Below are 19481 nucleotides of genomic sequence, written 5' to 3' on the forward strand. Positions count from 1 at the left end.
CGACTAGCCAGGACGGCCAGACCCTTGCCGTGGCCATTCGACAAATGCCAGCACCCAAAGCCCGATCAGGTTGAAGAATGGCACCAGCACCAGAATGGCCCAAAAAGGCGACAACCCGATCCGCATCAGGATTCGGCCGATGGGATACAGCAATACCACCGCCATGACGGCAAACGTGATCCAGTGAGCGAGACCATAGCCGGCCATGTCGAACCCGTGAACCATCATCGTGCACCTCCTCGTGAAACCCAAGGTGTAACCCCAAGCACAATTCACGTTACACCTTTATGGGCGGCATCGCTTTACCTGGATCAAGGCATATTCGATCCAATTGCGTAGCAGGTAATAGCTTACCCGTCGCCATTTCAGCCCCCATGTGCCAGAAACATGCACCTGAAGATCAAGCAACTGGAATGCATGACAGAAAAGTCACCTTCCGGTCAGCTTCCCATCGGGAAGCAGTTGGCAGACTGCCGATACCCCGCTCATGGAAACCATCCCCGCACCCACCGCCCCTGCCCAAGAGCATTGGGGCATGGCGTACGAGACCAAACATCCTGCTATTGGCTGGGTGAAATGAGACATGGAGCGCCGATCCGGCTTGACATGGATCAAGCCACGGTCGCTATCCAGCAGGAGTCAGTGCAATAGTGGCCCCTCATCACCCAGAATGGACTGCAAAACTGAACCGCCAACTTTTATCGCTAGGAGACACAACGTGAACCGCAAAACCATCCTTTCCGCACTGCTGCTTGCAACCGCCGCATCCATGTCGGCCGGCGTATTTGCCACGGACAACGACATGCCCATGGCATCCGAAGCCTCCGGCGCGCACAAAATGAAACCGCATTCGCACGTCGCCGAGAAAGCTGGCGCTTCCGCCGCCAGCGCGCCGGCGGCCGCCCCCGCCGAGGACACCAAGGGCAGGGACAAGTCCAAGCATTTCCATCCCGATACCAAGTAAGTCTGCGCGCGGGCTCAGAAAAGAGCCCGCGCTTCAATTCACCTGACCTGCGACAACGAAGTTCGGCCCGATGCGGCTAAGCTGGCCTACAAGGCCCATGCAGTTGCACCGCATGATTTGCAGCCCGTGTCCGCACTGTCTGGTGACGGACATCACGACTTTCACAGGAAGTGATGAGGTGGTGTGATGACAGACCGTACGGTACAGCGCAAACGACGTCCGGCCCGATCGGCGCCGGGTGTAGCAGCCCCGGCGCTGCGGTTGGTTAGCGAACCGGACCACCAGGCCGAGCCACAGCCGGCACCTGCCGAGCCCCCTCTTGAGCAAGGGTGGGACTACTGGGTGGATGTCACGCAGCGGTGGATTCTGTTCATCGATATCCTGCGGCAACGCGCCAACAATATGTTGGCCCATGAGGAGGCCGGCCTGCCGCCACCGCTGCATTTCGACTACGAATTGCTACTGGATGCGCGAACCTTCGAGCGCCCGGCCAACTATGCCCTGCTCCGTATCACGCGCTGTGGCACCGACCACCTGGAGCGACAGGTTCGGGCGGATGCAACCCCCGTCATCGTCATCGACCCGCGTGCCGGTCACGGACCGGGCATTGGGGGCTTCAAGCGCGATTCGGAAGTCGGCATGGCCCTCGCCGAAGGCCATCCTGTCTACTTTGTCAGCTTCTTCCCGGCCCCCTGCCGCGGACAGACCCTTGGCGACGTCCTGAACGCGCTTCGTACCTTCGTCGAGGAGGTCGCGCGACGGCATGACGGGCAGGCGCCGGTGCTCTACGGCAACTGCCAGGCCGGCTGGGAAGTGATGCTCCTGTCTGCCCACTGCTGCGAGCGCGTCGCCTGCCCTGCGGTGCTCAACGGCTCCCCGCTCTCGTACTGGTCCGGCGAAGCAGGCGTCAACCCGATGCGCCTGCTCGGGGCGTTCACCGGCGGCGTGTGGTCAGCAAACTTTCTTGCCGATCTGGGCAACGGCCGTTTTGACGGTGCATGGCTGGTACAGAACTTCGAGGCACTCAAGCCTGAGTCCGCGCTCTGGACCAAGCTCTACACTGTCTTCGCCGATCCGGATGGTGAAGGTGACCGGTTTTTGGAATTCGAGCGCTGGTGGAATGGCTTTTACTTTCTCAGCCGGGAAGAACTGGTCGCAACCATCCAGGATCTTTTTGTCGGCAACAAGTTGGAAACCGGCGAAGTGCATGTCGACGGTAAGTGCACGGTCGACTTACGGCGCATTTGCAAACCGATCGTCATCTTTGCCTCGTACGGCGACAACATCACGCCACCGCACCAGGCGCTCGGCTGGATTCCCGTCGTGTACGAAAGTACGGAAGCTCTGGTCGCCGCCGGCCAGCGAATCGTGTATCTCACCAACCCGCATGTCGGACACCTCGGCATTTTCGTCTCCGCAAGCGTGGCGCGTCACGAGCATCGCGCGATCCTGCAAAGCCTCGATGCGATTGAGGCGCTGCCGCCCGGCTTGTACGAGATGAAGCTGTCGGAACACTCCGATGCGCCGCCACAGAACAACTCCCAACGCGGGGTCACGTTTGAGCCGCGTCGCGTCGAAGACATTCAATTCCCATACCCGCGTGCCCTGTTCGAGCATGTGCGCGCCGTCTCGGAAATCAACGAACGGCTGTATGACCAGTTCTGGAGCCCAACCGTGCGCGCGCTGGCAACGCCGTGGAGCGCTGAATGGCTGAAATGGAGCCATCCGATGCGCTGGACGCGCTATGCATGGTCCGAGCGGTTCCAACCATGGCTGTTGCTCGTAGCCGCCATGGCTGCGGGCGTGAGGGCCTCCAGGCGAAAAGCCGGGGAAGACAATATCTGGCGCGCTTCGGAAGAAGCGCTTAGCGCCACGCTGACACACACACTTGAGACAGGTCGGTCAGTGCGCGACTTGGTGGCCGAGACGGCATTCCAGTGGCTTTACGGGCCATCTTGGCCCTACTCGTTTGCGCAGTCTTATATTCCGGCATCAGACCATCGTGACTGCGACGTTGGAGAAGCAACGGTTCGCCAAGCTTGCAGCGCTTGCGACACTGACGTGCGGTGAGGTTTCCGGCGACTCTTAGCTGCATATCCAATGGGCGGTTGTGATGATCCAGACATGGGCAATGGCCCAATCAACGGGCGCTCGAATTTGCCGGCCAAGCGCACTAGCAACGCGAGCCTCAGCGGGCAGCGCTTTCTCTTTGACCTAACTGGCCGTTGTGCGGCGACTAAAAGAAGGCGCCCGCCGCAAAGAACCGTACTACAAACATGATGGCGGGATACAGAAGGGACCATCACGTGAGCAGTTGGCCGGCAGATGCTTGAAATCTACGCCATGGAAAAGCGTGCCCATGAAATCCACGAAAGGTTCGGGCGCCGCCAGCCAAGCCAACGTGCATTACGTGGAGAAGAGGATCAGAGTGGCGGACTCTGTTACAGCGGCTGCGAAGGGTTGCCTCCTGCCGAGGATGTCGTGATCAATGAGACGACGCCTTCGACGCACCACTGCTCCAACGGGGGATGAAACGTGGTGTGCGCTCACAATACGCTTCGTATGCCCGGCCGAACTCGGCCAGCGCATCTCGCTCCTCAGTCAGCGCGAGATGAACATACATCCAGACCAGCACTGGAAACATGATCAGCGTGAGCAACGTCGGCCACTGCAGCAGGAAGCCGAGCATGATCAGGACAAACGCCACATATTGCGGATGGCGCATGCGGGTATAGAGTCCACCGGTGGCCAGACGGTGCTGCTGCTGCGCCAGATACAGCACCCGCCAGGCGGAAGCGAGCATGATGAAACCACCGAAGATCAGCAGGTTGCTTAGGATGTGGAACGGCCCGAAATGCGGATTAGCGCGCCAGCCGAACATCACCTCCAGCAAATGCCCCGCGTCGTGAGAGAGGAAATCGATACCGGGAAAATGCTTGCTCAACCAGGGCAGCAACAAGTAGATCGTCAGTGGGAACCCGTACATCTCCGTAAACAGCGCCACGAGAAACGCCGAGAAGGCCCCGAAGGACCGCCAGTCACGCGAGGTCTTTGGCTTGGTGAAGCTGAAAGCGAAGATGATGAAGATGGCCGAGTTGATGATGACCAACGACCAGAGCCCGTAGCCGGATTGTGTGTCGTGCTGCATCGTTACTCTCCCTTTGGATGTACGTGCGTTGACGGCTCGCCCCCTTCGTCTTGGTGGCCGTGGTGCATGAACAGGTGCATCAACGGGCAAGTAGCGAGCAACAGGAAGGGCAGGAACGGGATCACGTGTGCCCGATGTTCCGTGAACAGGAAATAGGCGATCACAAGCAGGAAGCCTATCAAAACCCACCTGGACCTGAAGACTGTCCTGTGCGCCGCGTGCGGCCCATCTTCAGGGTTCATTTGATCATTCATGCGAGCCTCCTCGTCCACAGGCAATCGGCTTGAAAAAAGGCTGGCTAGCAGCACCCGCCGTGATGGCGATGGTGTTGGTGGACGAAACGTGAAGGATTCTGCTGAAAGACCGCGCGAGATTGCTCAGACTCGAAGTAGAACGTCTTCCCTTCAAAATTGGCCGTGATGGCGTGGGTCGGGTCAACCCGGTTTCCGGTCACTGGGTCACTGTTTGCATCTGGAGCGCCGTGCATCATGCCGGCACCCTCGCCGCCTCTGGAGCGCATCGCTTGGCTGCGCCAAAGGAACACCACCACCAATCCGCCCAGCACGATCCAGATCAGGTTTTGCGAAAGCCAGGTCATTTTCCACCTCCGTCTTACGACTTCCTACGCGATTTCAGTTCCCGCTCCACTGCCGCCTCAACCTCTCGTCTGGTTTGCCGTGAAAGACGCAAACTCATCCAGATCACCCAGACCGGACAGGCCAGGAGAATCAGCGCAACCAGCACCGAGAACAGTGAGATTCCGTACCAATAGAGGATGGCGGCGGCCAGCGCCGTCGCCACGGCGGCACAGAACCAGACAGCGGGTTTCATGCCGGCACCTCCTGCGCCTTACTTGTCAGCCGCACGCGCTTGAGCATGGCCGAATTCGCCACCACGCTAAGCGAGGACAGCGACATCGCCGCCGCCGCCAGGATGGGATTGAGCAGGCCGAAAGCCGCCACCGGAATGCCGATGGTGTTGTAGAAGAAGGCCCAAAACAGGTTCTGCTTGATCTTGCGCATCGTGGCGCGGGACAACTCGATGGAAGCCGCCACGTCGCGTACGTCATTGCGGATCAGGATGATGCTGCCGGTCTCCTTGGCCACATCCGAGCCCGAGCCGATAGCGACGCCGATATCCGCCGCAGCGAGCGCGGGCGCGTCGTTGACCCCATCGCCGACCATGGCAACCACCTCGCCGTCCTTCTGCAAGCCCTGGATGGTCTTGACCTTGTCTTCCGGCATGACCTCTGCGATTACGCGCTCGATGCCGACCTGCCGCCCGATAGCTTGCGCGGTGCGCTGGTTATCCCCACTGAGCAGAACCACCTTGATGCCGCGCGACTTGAGCATGGCAATGGCCTCTGACGCCTCTGGCTTGACCGTATCGGCCACGGCGATGATGCCAAGCAGTTCATGCCCGATCCCCGCCAGCATCGCTGTCTTGCCATCAGCCTCCAGCCCGGCCAGCGTCGCTTCAATCGTATCGACTGAGATGGCCTGCTGCGCGAGCATGCGCCGGTTTCCTAGCCAGGCCTGCTGGCCGTCGATGGCCCCCTGAATACCCATCCCCGACAGCGCCTGGATGTTGTTCGCCTTACGCGTCGCCAGCTCACGATGCTGTGCGGCACGGACGATCGCTTCGCCCAGCGGATGCTCCGAGCCGGACTCGACCGCTGCAGCAATACTGAGCAGCTCGGCTTCCTGGTGTGTCCCAAGCGGCAGGATATCGGTCACGGTCGGTTCGCCGCGCGTAATCGTGCCCGTCTTGTCAAAGACAACGGTGGTCAATTTCTCAGCGCGTTCGAGCACTTCGCCGCCGCGGATCAGGATGCCGGCGTCCGCGCCTTTTCCCACGCCGACCATCAAGGCGGCAGGCGTCGCTACACCCAGAGCGCACGGGCAGGAGATGATAAGCACGGCAATAAAGGCGAGCAGCCCCTGCGGGAAATGCCCCGCGAGCGTCCATCCGATGACAGCCAGCAGTGCAACGCCCACGACCGCCGGCACAAAATAGCCGGTCACCTGGTCGGCCAGCCGCTGAATCTGTGCCGAGCTTGCCTGCGCGTCTTCTACCATCTTGATGATCTGCGCCAGCGCCGTATCCGCACCGATGCGGGTCGCCTGGAACGTAAAGGCGCCTGACCGGTTCAGCGTACCGCCGATCACCGTTGCCCCAGGCTTCTTGTCAACTGGCATCGACTCCCCGGTCAGCATCGATTCGTCCACGCTGGTTTGCCCGTCCGTCACCTTGCCATCGGTTGGAATCTTCTCGCCGGGGCGGACCACTACCAGCTCCGAGACCATGATGCTTTCGGCGGGAATCTCGACTTCCTTGCCATCGCGAATCACGTGCGCCACAGCGGGCTTGAGGTCAAGCAGGCGACGGACTGCGGCGGAGGACTTCTTTTTGATGATCTCCTCCATGTACTTGCCCAGCAGCACAAAAGCGATGATGACCGCGGACACCTCGAAGTAGACATCGCGTTCGGCCACCTTCACCGGCAACCAGGATGGGAAGAACAACACGACCACGCTGTAGAAGTACGCTACCGACGTACCCAGCGCGATCAGGAAATCCATGTTGATGTTGCGCGTGCGGACCGCGTTCCACGCGCCTTTGTAGAAGCTCCAACCTCCAATGAACTGTACGGGGGTCACCAGCAGGAACAGCCATATTCCCCATGTGAACCAAGGCAGCGCCGGAATGGGCGCCCAAGTCAGCAGGGTCGCACCTGCAGCCAAGGCCAGAAACGCCCCGGCGCGTAACACCGCCAACGCCAGCACACCGGTCAAGGCAATGGTGACGCGCGTCTTCATCGCCTTCAGTTCGGACTCCGGCGACTCAAACGTGTGCAGACAGCTCTCGCTGCAGAAGTAGTACTTTCGCCCTCCTCGCTCTGCGGACAAGGCAGTGGCCTTGTCAACCATCATTCCGCAGATGGGGTCCTTGGCCAGTTGCTTCGTGCTTGCGGACACCGCAGCAACTCCGGTTGGCGCGTGATCATGGGCCGCGCCGTCGTGGTCATGCGCGTCATGCGCGTCATGCGAGAGATATCGCGCCGGATCAGCGAGAAAAGTCTTCTCACAGTGCCGAGAACAGAACCAATAGCGCTGATGCCCGACTTCCGTGCTGGCTGCTGCCTGCGCAGGGGAAATCTCCATACCGCAAACCGGATCGCGCACGCGACCGGCATCGACGACCGGTTGAGCGATGCGCAGCGCGCTCTGCCGACCGACCACTTGATCGCCACGATGGTGTCCGATGGAATCGCTTGGCATGCCAACCTCGGATGTGCTGATTGTTTAACTTGATTAGGTCTGGGCACAACTACGATTGCAGTGTGTTCCACGCCCGGAACGGGAGGTTGATACGGGTCAAGCGAGAGCAATTCGTTGTGATACGTCAACTGGCGACCACCGATCGCATATCAAAATGAAATCCCATCATTTCAGGAGGCAGCACCATGACGAACAACAAGCATGTTGGCTTTCTTGTAGCAGGCGCGCTGCTGATCGCCAGTGCATCGGTCTGGGCCGTTGACGAGCACCACCCCGCCGCAGCGAGCCAGCCTAGTGCGGCAACCCCAGCGAAGACTGCCCCTGCCACGGCAAACTCTGCGGATACGGAAAAGCGCTTCGAGCAAGCCCGTCAGCAGATGAAGAAGATGCAGGCCCAGATGGACAAGATCCATCAGACCAAGGACCCGAAGGAACGGCAACGTCTGATGGCCGAGCACATGCAGGCCATGCAGGACACGATGCAGACAATGCACGGTATGGGCGGCCCGATGATGATGGACATGATGGGCGGTCAAGGGATGGGGGCCGGCGGTGCGGCGCCGATGATGGGCGGCTCGGGCATGCCCATGGAGCAGCGCATGAACATGATGGAAAACCGCATGGACATGATGCAGATGATGATGGACCAGATGCTCAAACAGCAGGAACCATCAAAGAAACCTTGACGTTGCCATTGTGGGAAGGTGAATACTGCCCAGAATTGGTCAACAGGCGTGCGTGACGCATACCTGCTGACCGTTAGCTTGAACCTACGCAACATCTGACAAAAATCCGCGCGCGATGAATCCCCTTTGGCGCATGCTGATGATCGTGCTGCTTGCCGTGGCGTTGCCTGCGCGCGGGCTCCCCATGGCATCAATGCAGATGCACGGCGCTGTGGGTCTGCCAGGGCTGTCGACAGCGCATGATGTCGTACAAGCCGAGAAAGGACACCCCTGCCATATCACCGGTGACGGCCATGCCCAGAGTGGTTCCGACTGCACGGACACCGCTCCTTGCGTGTCTTTCTGCGCTGTGATCGGGGCGCTTTCCAGCCCAGCGATGCCGCTCGGCGCCAAGGGGATGCACATCCTGGTTCCCGCCCAGGAGCCTGTCTATATTTCCGCAGTTCCTGTGCCGCTCGAACGGCCACCCCGAGCCCGCTCCATTTAGCTTTACGGATCGCGCCTTTTTGCAGTGCGGCATCCGTATAGCGGCGTAAGCGAATACGCCACGCAAATTGCTAAGCCGGCATTCATGCCGGCCCCGCGTGAAATCACTGGAGCATCACCATGAAGAAGGTCATTCTTTCCGCTGTCGGCTTGGCGGCTGTTTTGACATCGTTGACGGCCATTGCCGGGCCAGACTGGCAGGTCATCGAGAAAGCTCGCAACGCGAAACTTGCGCAGATCCGCGCAGCGCAAGCGCAGAAAAGCGCTGGCATGCCTGCGATGCCGCAGCCCTGCCAAGACATGATTCAAGCGCCGAAATAACACGGTGGGGCGTTCTGCATTATCGGCAGGACGCCCATCGCGCGATGGCACGTTTGCGGCAGATCAACCCGTTCGATCATAAGCCGCGTCCGCGTGCACATCGCGCGTAGCCGCTGTTACCATTCGATCCAATCACATCATCTGCAGAACGTGCGCGCATCGCTTCGCCGGCCGTGGTTCGCCGGATTCCTAGTCATCGCTTTCCTGACAGTTCAACTGGCAGCGGCAGCATACGCCTGTGCGGCAAGCCGCGGCTCAGCGGAGGTCATGCCCACCATGGCCGATGCGACCGACGCCGGTGCCATGGTGCAGTCGTGCCCCGAGATGGCCATGCAGGCGCAGCAGGATGTGCACCAGCATGACGGCCTCTGTCTTGAGCACTGCCAGAGCGGCACCAAGTCGGCCAATCACGTATCGCCGCAGATTCCCATCTTCCTGCCCGTCCTGATCCGGATGATCACGGCCGAGCCAGTCATCATGGCGGACGGCCAATCGGTCTTGCTCGCCGATGTGGCGCCCCGTGCACCACCACCCCCGATTCCCATCCTGAACTGCTGTTTCCGCACGTAGCCTCCGAAGCGACGTATCTCTCACGCCTTGCCGCCTAACCGGCAAGGTGGTCGTTGCTTTCCGGAGGCTTTATGCTTTTGCGTTTTCCCCCACGCGGTGGGCGCTTGCTCGCGCTCGCCGTCCTGCTGCTTTTAAGCAGTCATCTGGCGTATAGCCAGACCGATGCGCTCTCCTTGCAGGAAGCGATCGGCTTGGCATCGTCCCGCTCCGCCGACGCGGAAACCTCCCGCGCCGGTGTACAGTCGGCGCTCGACATGGCCGTGGCGGCAGCCCAACTGCCCGACCCTGTCCTCAAATTCGGCGTGAACAATGTTCCCGCCGATGGCAGCGACCGGTTCTCCATCGGCACCGATTTCATGACCATGCGCTCGGTCAGCGTGATGCAAGAGCTCACGCGGACCGAGAAGCGCCGTGCCCGTGCGGAACGTTTCAACGCCGAGGCCTCCGCGGCCGAAACACAGCGTGTCGCCGCGCTGGCAGCCGTCCAGCGCAGCACAGCGCAAGCCTGGCTTGACCGCTGGTATGCCGCACGTACCGTTCAACTGCTGGCGGAACAAACAGCCTCTGTCGCCTTGCAGGTCGAGGCAGCCGAGGCGGCCTATCGCGGCAATCGCGGCTCACGCGCCGACATCGTAGCTGCACGCCTTGAACGGCAGCAGTTGCAAGACCGGACCGACGAGGCCCGGGCGACGGAAGCGTCTGCCAAGGCCATGCTGCGGCGCTGGGTAGGCGACGCATCCAGCCGCCCGCCCGCCGCGCCCCCCAGGTTCGACGTCCCGCAGTGGCTCGACGCGCTGGACGACGCGGCCATCGATACCCTGCCCGATGTGGCCGCTGCCAGCGCGCAAGCCGCCATGGCGGACGCTGAAGGACGTGTCTCTCGTGCGGCCAAGACACCCGACGTGACGGTGGAGCTGATGTATAGCCAGCGCGGACCGGCTTACGCCAACATGGTGTCGTTGAACGTCTCCCTGCCGATTCCCTGGGATCAGAAGAACCGCCAGGACCGCGAGGTCTCGGCCAAGCTGGCGCAAGCCAATGCCGCGCGCGCTCAAGCAGAAGTCTTGCGGCGCAACATGGTGGGCCAGATTCTGGGCAAGCGCGAGACGTTGCGACTGAACCAACGCCGCCTGGATCGCTATCAAACCACGACCGTCCCGCTAGCGCGCGCGCAAACCGAGGCAGCGCTAACGTCCTACCGGACTGGAAGCGGTTCGCTCGCCGCGGTCGCCGAGGCAAGCCGCAAGGCACTCGACCTTGCGCTGGAACGTCTCAAGCTCGAAGCGTCGACGGCCCAACTCTGGGCCGAGCTCGCCTTCCTCAAACCGCTCCCCACGGCAAACCAGCCGACCTCCAACGTTGGAGTTCAACCATGAACCGAACCATCTTTGCGCGCATTGCAGCCAGTCTGGTGTTGGCGAGCCTTGGCATGGGCGCCACCTACTACCTTGGCGTGAGGCAGGGACAGCGGAGCGCGCCCACGCAGGCGGCAGCATCTGCCCAAGCCGCCGATGCCCCGCTCAAAGCGGGCGACATCGATCCCAAGACGGGCAAGCGGATTCTCTATTGGCAAGACCCCATGGCACCTGGCCAGCGTTTCGACAAACCAGGCAAATCACCTTTCATGGACATGCCGCTTGCCCCCGTCTACGAGAATGGCGCCGGCGGGAGCGCCGCCGTCACGGTTGATGGCCGTGTGGCACAGAATCTTGCTGTGCGCACGGCTGAGGTCAAGACCGGCCGGCTGGACGCCATGCTGGAAGTGCCCGGCAATATCGCCATCAACGAGCGCGGCATCGAGATCATTCAAGCGCGCGCCGCCGGCTTTGTCGAACGGGCGTACGCGAAAACCACGTTAGACCCGGTCAAGCGCGGGCAACCGCTGATCGTCGTCTACGCGCCGGAATGGGTCGCCGCACAAGAGGAGTACCTGGCCGTTTCGCGTACGGCCAACGCCCTGCAGGGGGACCTGCGCAGCGCAGCGTTGCTGCGCATGCGCCAGGCCGGCATGACGGAGGCGCAGATCCGGCTGGTCGAATCCACCGGCAAGCCACAGCCACGGCTGGCGATTTCCAGCGACATCGATGGCGTCATCACCGAGGTCGGGGTCCGGGACGGCATGGCTGTCGCACCCGGCATGACGCTCTTCAAGATTGCCGACTTGTCCACCGTGTGGGTCTTGGCGGAGATTCCCGAGAGCCAAGCATCGGCCATCCGCCCGGGCCAGGCGGTGACGGCCACGGCGACGGCAATCGCTGGACACGCGCTGACCGGCAAGGTGGATGCCATCCTGCCCGACGTCAATGCCAATACGCGAACCGTCAAGGTGCGCGTCGAACTCCAGAACCGGGACCGCCGCCTCTTGCCCGGCATGTTCGCCAACGTGCGGTTTGGCGCGCAAGCCGGCCCGGACAAGCTGCTGGTCCCCACGGAGGCGTTGATTCGCACCGGTACGCGCACGATCGTCATGGTGGACGCCGGCAATGGCGGCTTCAACCCCATCGAAGTCAAGACCGGAGCCGAAGCCAATGGGCAGACCGAAGTGACCGACGGTTTGAGCGCGGGACAGAAGGTGGTGGTTTCCGGGCAGTTCCTGATTGATTCGGAAGCTAGCCTGCGCGGCACCGCCCAACGCATGGCATCGCCACCTGCGGCCTCCGCGCCCGCAGCGGCCGCCATCGAGCATGAAGGCGTCGGCCGCATTGAGGCTGTCACCAGCGAAGGCCTGACGATCTCACATGGCGCGATTCCGTCCGCGCACTGGAGCGCGATGACAATGGATTTTGCCGCACCGCCCTCCGGCCTGCCAAAGCGCTTCAAGCCTGGGGACCGTGTGCGCTTCCGGTTCCAACTGCATGACGATGGCATGGCAGTCCTGTCCTCGGTCGAGCCGGCCGGCGCGGATCAGGGGGGCAAGCCATGATCGCACGGCTGATTCTCGCGTCCATCCGCAACCGCTTCCTGGTGCTGCTAGCGACCGTCATGCTGACGGCCTGGGGTCTGTGGGCCGCGCGCAGCACGCCGCTCGATGCGCTGCCCGACCTGTCGGACGTACAGGTCATCATCCGCACGCCGTTCCCTGGCCAAGCGCCGCAGATCGTGGAAAACCAGGTCACGTATCCGCTGACCACCACCATGCTGTCGGTGCCGGGCGCCAAGACGGTGCGCGGCTACTCGTTCTTCGGCGATTCGTTCGTCTATGTGCTGTTCGAGGACGGGACTGACCTGTATTGGGCACGCTCGCGCGTGCTGGAGTACTTGAACCAGGTGCAGTCCCGCCTGCCTGCGGCGGCCAAACCGGCGCTGGGCCCGGATGCCACCGGCGTGGGCTGGATCTACGAATACGCGCTGGTCGATAAGACCGGCCGGCACGACTTGGCCCAACTGCGGGCGTTGCAGGACTGGTTCCTGCGCTTCGAGTTGAAGGCCCTGCCGAACGTCGCGGAGGTCGCTTCCGTCGGCGGCATGGTCAAGCAGTTCCAGGTGGTGTTGCAGCCGGACCGGCTGCGTGCGTTCAACCTGACACAGGCCAAGGTGCTGGCAGCGCTCAAGGGTGCCAACCAGGAGACCGGTGGCTCCGTGCTGGAACTGGGCGAAGCCGAGTACATGGTCCGCGCCAGCGGCTACCTGAAGACGCTCGACGACTTCCGGCAGATTCCCCTGATGACGAACGATGCGGGCATCGCCGTGCATTTGGGCGATGTCGCCACCGTCCAACTCGGGCCCGAGATGCGCCGTGGCATCGCGGAACTGAACGGTCAGGGCGAGGTGGCAGGTGGCGTCGTCATCCTGCGTTCAGGCAAGAATGCCCTGGAGACGATCGAAGCCGTCAAGGCCAAGCTCGCCACGCTGCGCACCAGTCTGCCCGAAGGCGTGGAGATCGTTCCTGTCTACGACCGGTCCGGTTTGATCAAGCGCGCGGTGGACAACCTGACGCACAAGCTGATCGAGGAATTCATCGTCGTCGCTGTCGTGTGCCTGGTGTTCCTGTTCCATCTGCGCTCGGCACTGGTGGCAATCGTCTCGCTGCCGCTGGGCGTCCTGGCGGCCTTCCTGGTGATGCGATACCAGGGCGTCAACGCCAACATCATGTCGCTGGGTGGCATCGCCATCGCCGTCGGCGCCATGGTCGACGCGGCCGTGGTGATGATCGAGAACGCGCACAAACATCTGGAGCATTGGCTCGAGGACAACCCCGGCCGCGAACTCACAGGCCACGAGCGCTGGAACGTGATCGGGGAATCGGCGGCAGAAGTGGGGCCGGCGCTGTTCTTCTCGCTGCTGATCATCACGCTGTCGTTCATCCCCGTGTTCACGCTGGAGGCGCAGGAGGGCCGCCTGTTCTCGCCGCTGGCGTTCACCAAGACGTATTCGATGGCGGCAGCGGCTGGGTTGTCGGTCACGCTGGTGCCTGTGCTGATGGGCTACCTGATCCGCGGGCGTATCCCGAGCGAGCAATCGAACCCGCTCAGCCGCTGGCTGATCCGCCTCTACCAGCCAATGCTGTCCAAGGTGCTGGCGTATCCCAAGGCGACGGTCGCTATCGCCATTGTGCTGCTGGGGGCAACGGCCTGGCCGATCCTGCGCACAGGCGGCGAATTCATGCCGCCGCTGGATGAGGGCGATCTGCTGTATATGCCGTCAGCATTGCCTGGGTTGTCGGCCGGCAAGGCGGCTCAGCTCCTGCAGCAGACCGACCGCCTCATCAAGACGGTTCCCGAAGTGGCCAGCGTGTACGGCAAGGCTGGGCGCGCGGACAGCGCAACGGACCCGGCGCCGATCGAGATGTTCGAGACCACCATCCAGTTCAAGCCGCACGACCAGTGGCGCCCCGGTATGACGACCGACAAACTGGTGGAAGAACTCGACCGCGTGGTCAAGGTGCCGGGGCTGTCCAACATCTGGGTGCCACCGATCCGCAACCGCATCGACATGCTCGCCACCGGCATCAAGAGCCCGGTCGGCATCAAGGTGGCGGGCACGGACTTGAAGGAGATCGATCGACTGACCACTCGGATCGAGGAGACCGTCAAAACCGTGCCGGGTGTCACCTCTGCGCTAGCGGAGCGGTTGTCCGGCGGACGATACATCGACGTGGACATCAACCGACAGGCCGCCGGCCGATACGGCCTGAACATCGACGACGTGCAAAGCATCGTGTCATCCGCCATCGGTGGCGATAATGTCGGTGAGGTGGTTGACGGCCTGGCCCGCTTCCCGATCAACCTCCGCTATCCGCGCGATTATCGGGATTCCGTGGAGCAGTTGCGGCGTTTGCCGATTGTCACTGACCGGGGCCAGCAGATTGTGTTGTCCGACGTCGCGGACATCCGCGTCGTGCAGGGCCCGCCGATGCTGCGCAGCGAGAATGCCCGGCTCTCGGGTTGGATCTATGTCGATATCCGGGGGCGCGACCTGCGCTCGGCGGTGAAGGACATGCAGGCAGCAGTGACCAAGGCGGTGCCGATGCCGGCGGGCTACGCGCTGAGCTGGTCAGGGCAGTTCGAGTACCTGGAGCGTGCGAGTGCCAAGCTGCAGGTGGTCGTACCATTCACCTTGCTGATCATCTTCGTGCTGCTGTACCTCGTGTTCGGCCGTATCGACGAGGCGCTGCTCATCATGGGCACGCTGCCGCTCGCACTGATCGGCGGGTTCTGGCTGCTGTATCTGCTCGGCTATAACCTGTCGGTGGCCGGAGTCGTCGGCTTCATTGCGCTCGCCGGGGTGGCGGCCGAATTCGGCGTGATCATGCTGCTCTATCTCAAACACGCTTGGACCGAGCGGCAGGAAAACGGTCAAACTTCTACCCAAGCGCTACTGGAAGCGATTCAGGAAGGCGCCGTGCTGCGTGTACGCCCCAAGGCCATGACGGTGGCCGTCATCCTGGCTGGCCTGCTCCCGATCATGTGGTCGGACGGCACAGGCTCCGAAGTCATGCAGCGCATTGCCGCGCCGATGGTCGGCGGCATGATCACCGCGCCGTTGCTGTCCCTGTTTGTCGTTCCTGCTGTCTACCTGCTGCTGCGCAGGCGTGGCAGCGGGCAATCCATTCCCCAACCACCCTCTCATGACAAGGTCTCACGATGAACTACGTTTCCGCTGTTGTATTCGCCCTGACGCTGGCGTCGACTCCAGCCGCCTTTGCGGCCACGCCGATGGAAGGTATGGACATGAAGCCTGCTGGTCAAACCAAGCAGGCGCCCAAGCCCGTGGCAGCAGAGGTCCGCAAGATCTACCTCGACACCGGCAAGGTCACGCTTAAGCACGGCGCCATCGACAATCTCGGCATGGGCGCCATGACGATGACGTTTGCCGTCAAGGACAAGGCATCACTGCAGCACTTCAAGGAGGGCCAAGCGGTGTGGGCCGTCTTTGATATGGTCGACGGTCAGCCGACCGTCGTCGATTTGCGGAGCAAGTAAACCCTCGGCGGCGCACGGCCCATCGGTCGTGCGCCGCTGCATGCTGCGGAATCAGCCAGAAAGTCCCTTCACGAGGGCGCCTTGTCGTGACATCAATGCTGAGCGCAACAACCCTGCTATAGCGACGCTGCTAGCCCCGAGCATCCAGCCGGCGACCACATCCGCCGGGAAATGCATCCCGGCGGCAACACGCGACCACCCGACCAACGCGGCGTAGAACACCAACGCGAGACGCCCCCGAAAACCCACCAAGGGCCAGAGTGCCCCGACCACAAGCGCTGCGAACGTCGAGTGCCCGCTCGGCAGGCTGTAGTGCAGTTCCGGCTCACCAATGACGTGCACGAGGTGGCCGAGTACCGCCGGTGGCCGTGGGAAATCCAGCCACCACTTCAAGGCGGAAGCGGCCAGCAGGGCAAGCGCGAAGGCCAACCCAAACGTGACGAGGCGTTGCCTGACAGCGCACGCGCGCGCTGGATTCGACGCTGATATCGACCACCGCCAGAGCCCCAGCAGCAAGAGCGGCGCAGTCCAGTAGTTGCCAATCAGGCTAAAGCACCACGCCACCGGGTCCAGGGCGCTTGGCATCCCCGAGTTGATGGCGTGGAATAGCGCGACGTTCCAGCCGCCCCAGTCGTACACGAGGAACTTCCAATTCATTTGCGCAGCAACCTCAGCCCGTTGCCGACCACCAGCAGGCTGGCGCCCATGTCGGCAAACACCGCCATCCACATGGTGGCCTGGCCTGTAAAGGTCAGTGCCAGGAACACGACCTTGATGCCGAGCGCCAGCGCAATGTTCTGCTTCAGCACCCCGGCCGTGGACCGGGATAGTCGTACAAACGCCGGGAGCTTGCGCAGATCGTCGTCCATCAGCGCAACGTCGGCCGTTTCGATCGCCGTGTCCGTCCCGGCCGCGCCCATTGCGAATCCAATATCGGCCCGTGCCAGCGCCGGCGCATCGTTGATGCCATCGCCGACCATGCCGATGGTTCCTTGTGCGGATCGGCGCTCGATTTCGCGCTGCTTGTCTTCCGGCAGCAGATTACCGCGAGCCTCGTCGATACCGACCTGCTGCGCAATCGCCTCTGCGGTGTGCGGATTGTCGCCGCTCAGCATCAAAGTCTTGATGCCCAGTGCGTGCAATTCCTTGATCGCTTGGCGACTGCTGTCCTTGATGGTGTCCGCCACACCGAACAACGCGCGTACGCCGTCCTGGCCGATCAGCATCACGACCGTTTTGCCCTGGGTTTCCAGCACGGCAAGCTGTGCTTCCAATGCCGGCGAACACACGCCCAGTTCCTCGACCAGACGATGATTGCCCAGGTGATAGAGCGCACCGTTGACATGGCCCCGGACGCCGCGTCCGGGCAAGGCCGCAAAATCGGTGACGTCGCGCAGGGCTAGGCCTTGGTCCTGCGCCGCGCGGGCCACGGCCAGGGAGACGGGATGGTCGGAGCGGGCAGCCAGGCTAGCTGCCAGGATCTGGGCGGCGGACGCGTCCGCACCGTTCCAGGCCACGACGTCCGTCTGCGCTGGCTTGCCGTGCGTGATCGTGCCGGTCTTGTCGAGCGCCAACCATTTCAGCTTGCGTCCCTCTTCCAGATAGACGCCGCCCTTGATGAGGATGCCGCGCTTCGCGGCGGCCGCCAGGCCGCTCACAATGCTCACCGGCGTCGAGATCACGAGCGCGCAGGGGCAAGCAATCACGAGAAGAACTAGGGCCTTGTAGATCCAGTCCAGCCAAGTCGCACCGAAGACCAGCGGAGGGACGATGGCCACCGCAAGCGCAACCGCGAACACAATGGGCGTGTACAGCCGGGCGAACTGGTCAACGAAGCGCTGCGTGGGCGCTCGACTGCCTTGCGCGGCCTCGACGGCGTGAATGATCCGTGCCAGTGTGGAGTCGCTTGCCGCTGCGGTGACGCGATATTCGAACGACCCGGATTCGTTGATGGTGCCGGCGAACACGGAGTCGCCCGCTGCCTTCTCGACCGGCAGGCTCTCGCCCGTGATCGGCGCCTGATTGACGGATGACCGCCCCTGCAGAATCGTGCCATCGAGCGCGATGCGCTCGCCCGGCTTGACCCGCACACGGCTGCCAACGGCCACGGTCTTGGCATCGACGTCGGACCAACTGCCGTCGCTGCGCTGTACCGTGGCTGTCTCCGGGGCGAGATCCATCAGCCCCCGGATCGCATCTCGGGCGCGGTCCAGCGAACGGGCTTCGATGACCTCCGCCAAGGCGAAGAGGACCATCACCATCGCCGCTTCCGGCCAATGGCCGATCACCATCGCCCCAGTGACTGCGATCGACATGAGGGCGTTCATGTTCAGGTTGCGGTTCTTGAGCGCGATCCAGCCTTTCTTGTAGGTGGACAGCCCGCCGGTCAGGATCGCGGCCAGCGCCAGGATCACCACCACCCAATGGTTGCCACCGTTGAGCCAATACACCACTTCCGCCAAGACGGCGTTCGCGCCGGCAATGGCAAGCGGCCACCATTTGGTGGGCGCGGCATCTTGTTCGGGAAGCGGTGCTGCGGCAGAGCGGTCGCGCACCTCGGCATCGAAGCCAAGCGACTGAATGGCAGCCAGCACTTGCGGTAGCGCATCGGCAGCGTGTTGAACGGCGAGTGTGCGTTGGACGAGATTGAACTGCATGTCTGACACGCCCGCCATGCCCGCCAGCTTGCCGCGAATCAGCGTTTCTTCGGTCGGGCAGTCCATCTGACGAATGGTCAGGACTGTGCTCTGCCCGGCGGGGCTTTCATCGGCGCGAACCGCTCGCATGCCAACGGCTGCCAAGGCTTGCTCGATCGGCGCCGGGGATGGCAGCCGGTGCTGGACGGCCAGCGAACGCTGCATCAGGTTGAACTCAAGGTTGACCACGCCGGGCAGCGCCGCCAGCTTATTGCGAATGAGCGTTTCTTCCGTCGGGCAGTCCATGTTGTCGATCCGGTAGCGGGATCGTTTCAGGTCAACAGCCGCCGCATCGCCGTCCGCCGGCGTCACCACGTTGGTGGCAGCACAACCGCACCCCTTGGAGCCGCAATCACTCACAGCACCTCCCTTTGTCGCTTGAAATGGATTGGACTCAAGTACACACTCTATAGCTACTATAGAGTCAAGGGACTTCGGCCCGACATCATGAACATTCAGATCGGTGAATTCGCCAAGCGCACGGCCTGCCCGATTCAAACCATCCGGTACTACGAGCGCGAAGGCCTGTTGCCGCCGCCGGACCGCAGCTCGGGCAACTTCCGGCTGTACAGCGAGCGGCACATTGAGCGGCTGCAGTTCATCCTCCACTGCCGGTCATTGGACATGCCGCTGAACGACGTGCGGACACTCCTGCGCTACCGCGAGCGACCGGACGAGGATTGCGGCGCGGTGAACACCCTCCTGGACAAGCACATCGAGGAAGTCGAGCGGCGTATCGAGGCACTGGGGGTGTTAAAGCACCATTTGTGCGCGCTGCGCGAGACCTGTTCCGACGGGCGAGCTGCAGAAGCTTGCGGAATCCTGCAGGGGTTGTCCGAAGGTAGCGGCACGTGCACTGGAGACGGCACGCACCGCTGACACGAAGGGGAATGGCCGAACGGGTTCG

The 19481-nt window shown here is 62.5% G+C and carries 18 protein-coding genes; 10 read left to right on the plus strand and 8 right to left on the minus strand.

The features are described 5' to 3' along the window. Positions 1 to 3 precede the first annotated feature (3 nt). On the minus strand, positions 4 to 228 hold the full coding sequence (locus tag R2676_RS16835; RefSeq protein ID WP_004635200.1) for a hypothetical protein: 225 nt from the start codon (positions 226 to 228) through the stop codon (positions 4 to 6). A gap of 490 nt (positions 229 to 718) precedes the next feature. On the opposite strand from R2676_RS16835, the gene R2676_RS16840 reads away from it, so the two are divergent. Further along, positions 719 to 964: a hypothetical protein gene (locus R2676_RS16840; RefSeq protein WP_004635201.1), complete on the plus strand. Its 246-nt coding sequence runs from the start codon at positions 719 to 721 to the stop codon at positions 962 to 964. A gap of 186 nt (positions 965 to 1150) precedes the next feature. Beyond that, complete coding sequence (locus tag R2676_RS16845; RefSeq protein WP_004635203.1) at positions 1151 to 3034, plus strand: DUF3141 domain-containing protein; 1884 nt, start codon at positions 1151 to 1153, stop codon at positions 3032 to 3034. Positions 3035 to 3449: 415 nt separating this feature from the next. Here the strand turns inward: R2676_RS16845 and R2676_RS16850 are convergent, their stop codons facing one another. The 5 genes from R2676_RS16850 to R2676_RS16870 are packed head-to-tail and all read right to left on the minus strand — an operon-like array spanning position 3450 to position 7393. Continuing rightward, on the minus strand, positions 3450 to 4112 hold the full coding sequence (locus tag R2676_RS16850; RefSeq protein WP_004635205.1) for a methyltransferase family protein: 663 nt from the start codon (positions 4110 to 4112) through the stop codon (positions 3450 to 3452). A gap of 2 nt (positions 4113 to 4114) precedes the next feature. After that, complete coding sequence (locus tag R2676_RS16855; protein ID WP_004635207.1) at positions 4115 to 4366, minus strand: DUF2933 domain-containing protein; 252 nt, start codon at positions 4364 to 4366, stop codon at positions 4115 to 4117. 44 nt (positions 4367 to 4410) lie between these two features. Beyond that, a complete protein-coding gene (locus tag R2676_RS16860; RefSeq protein WP_004635209.1) occupies positions 4411 to 4710 on the minus strand; it encodes a YHS domain-containing protein in 300 nt (99 codons plus the stop codon). Between the two features lie 14 nt (positions 4711 to 4724). Continuing rightward, positions 4725 to 4943, minus strand: coding sequence for a hypothetical protein (locus R2676_RS16865; protein WP_004635211.1), 219 nt, complete (start codon positions 4941 to 4943; stop codon positions 4725 to 4727). Beyond that, positions 4940 to 7393: a heavy metal translocating P-type ATPase gene (locus R2676_RS16870; RefSeq protein WP_004635213.1), complete on the minus strand. Its 2454-nt coding sequence runs from the start codon at positions 7391 to 7393 to the stop codon at positions 4940 to 4942. Before R2676_RS16870 ends, R2676_RS16865 begins: the two co-directional genes overlap by 4 nt. Before the next feature lie 185 nt (positions 7394 to 7578). Here R2676_RS16870 and R2676_RS16875 point away from each other — a divergent pair, with 185 nt between their 5' ends. The 7 genes from R2676_RS16875 (at position 7579) to R2676_RS16905 (ending at position 15878) form a co-directional block, all read left to right on the plus strand. Beyond that, positions 7579 to 8079, plus strand: coding sequence for a hypothetical protein (locus tag R2676_RS16875; RefSeq protein ID WP_004635214.1), 501 nt, complete (start codon positions 7579 to 7581; stop codon positions 8077 to 8079). A 606-nt stretch (positions 8080 to 8685) separates the two neighbouring features. Continuing rightward, positions 8686 to 8886 (plus strand): hypothetical protein, encoded by a 201-nt coding sequence (locus tag R2676_RS16880; protein WP_004635218.1) that lies wholly within the window; start codon positions 8686 to 8688, stop codon positions 8884 to 8886. Positions 8887 to 9036: 150 nt separating this feature from the next. After that, on the plus strand, positions 9037 to 9456 hold the full coding sequence (locus R2676_RS16885; RefSeq protein ID WP_009277756.1) for a hypothetical protein: 420 nt from the start codon (positions 9037 to 9039) through the stop codon (positions 9454 to 9456). Positions 9457 to 9527: 71 nt separating this feature from the next. After that, on the plus strand, positions 9528 to 10832 hold the full coding sequence (locus R2676_RS16890; RefSeq protein WP_004635223.1) for a TolC family protein: 1305 nt from the start codon (positions 9528 to 9530) through the stop codon (positions 10830 to 10832). Continuing rightward, positions 10829 to 12379 carry an efflux RND transporter periplasmic adaptor subunit gene (locus R2676_RS16895; RefSeq protein WP_004635224.1) on the plus strand — a complete coding sequence of 517 codons (1551 nt, stop codon included), beginning with the start codon at positions 10829 to 10831 and terminating at the stop codon, positions 12377 to 12379. Before R2676_RS16890 ends, R2676_RS16895 begins: the two co-directional genes overlap by 4 nt. Beyond that, positions 12376 to 15543: an efflux RND transporter permease subunit gene (locus R2676_RS16900; protein WP_004635226.1), complete on the plus strand. Its 3168-nt coding sequence runs from the start codon at positions 12376 to 12378 to the stop codon at positions 15541 to 15543. Before R2676_RS16895 ends, R2676_RS16900 begins: the two co-directional genes overlap by 4 nt. Continuing rightward, positions 15540 to 15878: a copper-binding protein gene (locus R2676_RS16905; RefSeq protein ID WP_004635229.1), complete on the plus strand. Its 339-nt coding sequence runs from the start codon at positions 15540 to 15542 to the stop codon at positions 15876 to 15878. Before R2676_RS16900 ends, R2676_RS16905 begins: the two co-directional genes overlap by 4 nt. A 51-nt stretch (positions 15879 to 15929) precedes the next feature. Here R2676_RS16905 and R2676_RS16910 read toward each other — a convergent pair whose 3' ends face one another. Then, entirely contained in the window at positions 15930 to 16535 is a 606-nt protein-coding gene (locus R2676_RS16910) for a phosphatase PAP2 family protein (RefSeq protein WP_009241695.1), read from the minus strand. Continuing rightward, complete coding sequence (locus tag R2676_RS16915) at positions 16532 to 18934, minus strand: heavy metal translocating P-type ATPase (RefSeq protein ID WP_012435722.1); 2403 nt, start codon at positions 18932 to 18934, stop codon at positions 16532 to 16534. Before R2676_RS16915 ends, R2676_RS16910 begins: the two co-directional genes overlap by 4 nt. Positions 18935 to 19021: 87 nt before the next feature. On the opposite strand from R2676_RS16915, the gene cadR reads away from it, so the two are divergent. Beyond that, the gene (cadR, locus tag R2676_RS16920) at positions 19022 to 19453 is read left to right on the plus strand and encodes a Cd(II)/Pb(II)-responsive transcriptional regulator (RefSeq protein WP_009277754.1); all 432 of its coding nucleotides are present in this window, start codon (positions 19022 to 19024) and stop codon (positions 19451 to 19453) included. The last annotated feature ends 28 nt before the right edge of the window (positions 19454 to 19481 follow it).

It is taken from the genome of Ralstonia flatus (genome assembly GCF_958439105.1).
Classification (GTDB): Bacteria; Pseudomonadota; Gammaproteobacteria; order Burkholderiales; family Burkholderiaceae; genus Ralstonia; species Ralstonia flatus.